General features: G+C 32.1%; 2 protein-coding genes and 2 pseudogenes. 3 read left to right on the forward strand and 1 reads right to left on the reverse strand.

Annotated elements, in window-relative coordinates:
* Together V7137_RS23390 and V7137_RS23395 are read left to right on the forward strand one after the other, a co-directional pair.
* Positions 1 to 328: pseudogene (locus tag V7137_RS23390) on the forward strand (hypothetical protein); the annotation flags it as partial.
* A gap of 276 nt (positions 329 to 604) precedes the next feature.
* Positions 605 to 784, forward strand: coding sequence for a hypothetical protein (locus V7137_RS23395; protein WP_335700295.1), 180 nt, complete (start codon positions 605 to 607; stop codon positions 782 to 784).
* A 364-nt stretch (positions 785 to 1,148) separates the two neighbouring features.
* Here the strand turns inward: V7137_RS23395 and V7137_RS23400 are convergent, their stop codons facing one another.
* Positions 1,149 to 1,640, reverse strand: coding sequence for a hypothetical protein (locus V7137_RS23400; protein ID WP_335387101.1), 492 nt, complete (start codon positions 1,638 to 1,640; stop codon positions 1,149 to 1,151).
* 415 nt (positions 1,641 to 2,055) lie between these two features.
* On the opposite strand from V7137_RS23400, the pseudogene V7137_RS23405 reads away from it, so the two are divergent.
* Positions 2,056 to 2,341 (forward strand): annotated as a pseudogene (locus tag V7137_RS23405) (cupin domain-containing protein); the annotation flags it as partial.

The raw sequence follows: 2,341 nt of genomic DNA on the forward strand, positions 1-2,341 counted from the left end.
TTTTACTAAAGCCATTGATTGGAAAGGAATTATTCCACATATACTATTAGTCCCACCAGTTAATATAATTTTTATAAATTGGTTTCCTTTTGGAAAGAAATTTACTAAACAATTTGCGTACTTTGTAACTTTTGTATTAGCAATTGTAATTTACGAAGCAATAGCTAAATTACCGAATCCTTGGGGATACTTTCATAATGGATGGTGGACGCTTGGGCACTCGACTATCGTAGACCCGATACTTCTATTGATCTTATTAGGATTTTATAAATGGATATGCAAGCTAGAAATAAAAGCAGTTAGCAAATATAAGCAAAATGGTAATTGATAAGAGAAGTTAACTTTTAAAAATTTTATAAAACTAATGGGTGCTATCATTGAGCATTACTAGCTGCTTCGGCGGCTTTTTTTGTTTGTTCCACTAACGGGGCAGGTTACTAAAAATAGTATAGTGTGGAATTAGAAGATGGAACATATCTAATAATAGCGAGGGAGCTACGGCTAAGGTCTTATATTTTATTAGACTATCACTGTATTTACGGCTTAATAAATCTTTGTTATGCTTTTTTTGGAAGTAATTTCTACATATAAAGGAGAGATCGATGTGAAGAAAATATTATCAGCAGTAGTAGCGGTCGTAATTACAGTAGGTATAGCAGGTATGTACTATAAAATTGAATTATCTGATGAAGCAAAATATAAAAAGTGTTTAGAGGCACAGGGAATTTCGAACACAATTGCCAAAGTAGTAGGTGACGAACCAACTAATGCTTGTAATGAATAAAAGAGGTTGAGAATCATTAACTAATAATGTTTTTCTTTATACTATCAAAAATAATATAGACTTTTTAGCAGACAATTAACAAAAGAAAAGTGAATCTTATTCAACTAACGGGTGCATTACTTCAATAAGGAGTAGAGCCTTTTCTTGTTCCACTAACGGGGCAGGTTAGCTGAAGAACAGGATAGAAATATAGATGTTTTTATGTCGTATTTGACTAATACTGTGCAGTAATTCTTCTAAAGATGGACATCCTTTAGTTAAAATTACCATGTCTAAAGGAGGCGGATTTTGGTGAATCCAGGAGAAAAATTATTGTACATGTGGTTACTGTATTATCGATAATCCTTCCGTGACATAGAGCAAATTAGTATGTTCGTCCTCTTTCTTTCAATTCGGGCTTAAAAATCATCTCTTGCCATTTGTAGAAGCCATAAATAATAACAGATAGAGCAACGAAAAGAATAAATCGTTCCCACGAAGAAATATTAACCAGTTTGTAAATCCCTAAAATATCTTGAAACAAATAATGAATGGGGAAAATAGCAAACATGAAATCCAATAAGATGTTAGTAACAAGATATATCCAAAATTTTCTGTAAGTAAAATAAAAAATCCATAAAGTTATTACCGGAAAAGCTCCAAACACCCCTGAAACAAATAAGGGTTTCAACCAAGGTATAAGCGTCTCATTAATTACCCAATGCTTTTGATTATTTGCAATCACGTTATAAATAATCATTAAATAGGAGGCGAAAATTGCTGAGGGCATAAAGCGTTTTATATCTTCTTTTTTTAATAAAAATAATGTAAACCATGGAGCAATAAGTAACGTCCATAGTATAATTTTGTTAAGCATACAATTCTCACCCTTTATGTCTGTTAATGTCATTAGTGTTTTCTGGTAATAAACGTTATATACTTTTTTATTTTAGTTAATATACGACAGTCATTTAGTTGAACAACAATATTCTAAAAGTACATAACTTATTGCTACACAGTTCGAAGATTATATGCATGAGAAGAAATAGTGCTTGATGCACTAACGGGTGCGAGAGTTGAAGATCGGAGCTGTTATTGTAGGCGGCTTTTTATTGTGCTAACGGGAGGTTAGTTGAAGATGGTCTTTATCTTGTGATCAAATAGTTCCATTAAATTGATCAACTTTTTTGGGCTAACTTCGATTACTATGATAAGTGCCCCTACACATAAGTACATTCCCTTAAAATAGTGCATACGATAATTTGTATAAATCTGTGAAGGGATTGAATAATATGTACTATATCGATTGGATGTACCCAAACCCATATCAACAAAATGTTTATTATGCTAATGCCCCAATGTATAACTATGTAAGACAACCTTATAACTGGAATATTAATGATGATGCTAACATATTGAATTTTTTTCATTCACCATATAGAAGAAATAAGGTAAAAGATTATGGACGGAAACCATTGGTAGTCAATATTAATGAGGCTGCGAAGCAAAACAATACCTATCGTACCGCTTTATGGACAGGAAATCATTTGCAAGTTACATTGATGAGTCTTAAAGTTG

The sequence above is a fragment of the Neobacillus drentensis genome, from assembly GCF_036962765.1.
GTDB classification, from domain to species: domain Bacteria; phylum Bacillota; class Bacilli; order Bacillales; family Cytobacillaceae; genus Neobacillus; species Neobacillus drentensis_C.

Excerpts from the sequence above, each read along its gene's own strand:
- V7137_RS23400 (WP_335387101.1), bottom strand. The coding sequence starts at position 1,640 with ATGCTTAACAAAATTATACTATGGACGTTACTTATTGCTCCATGGTTT.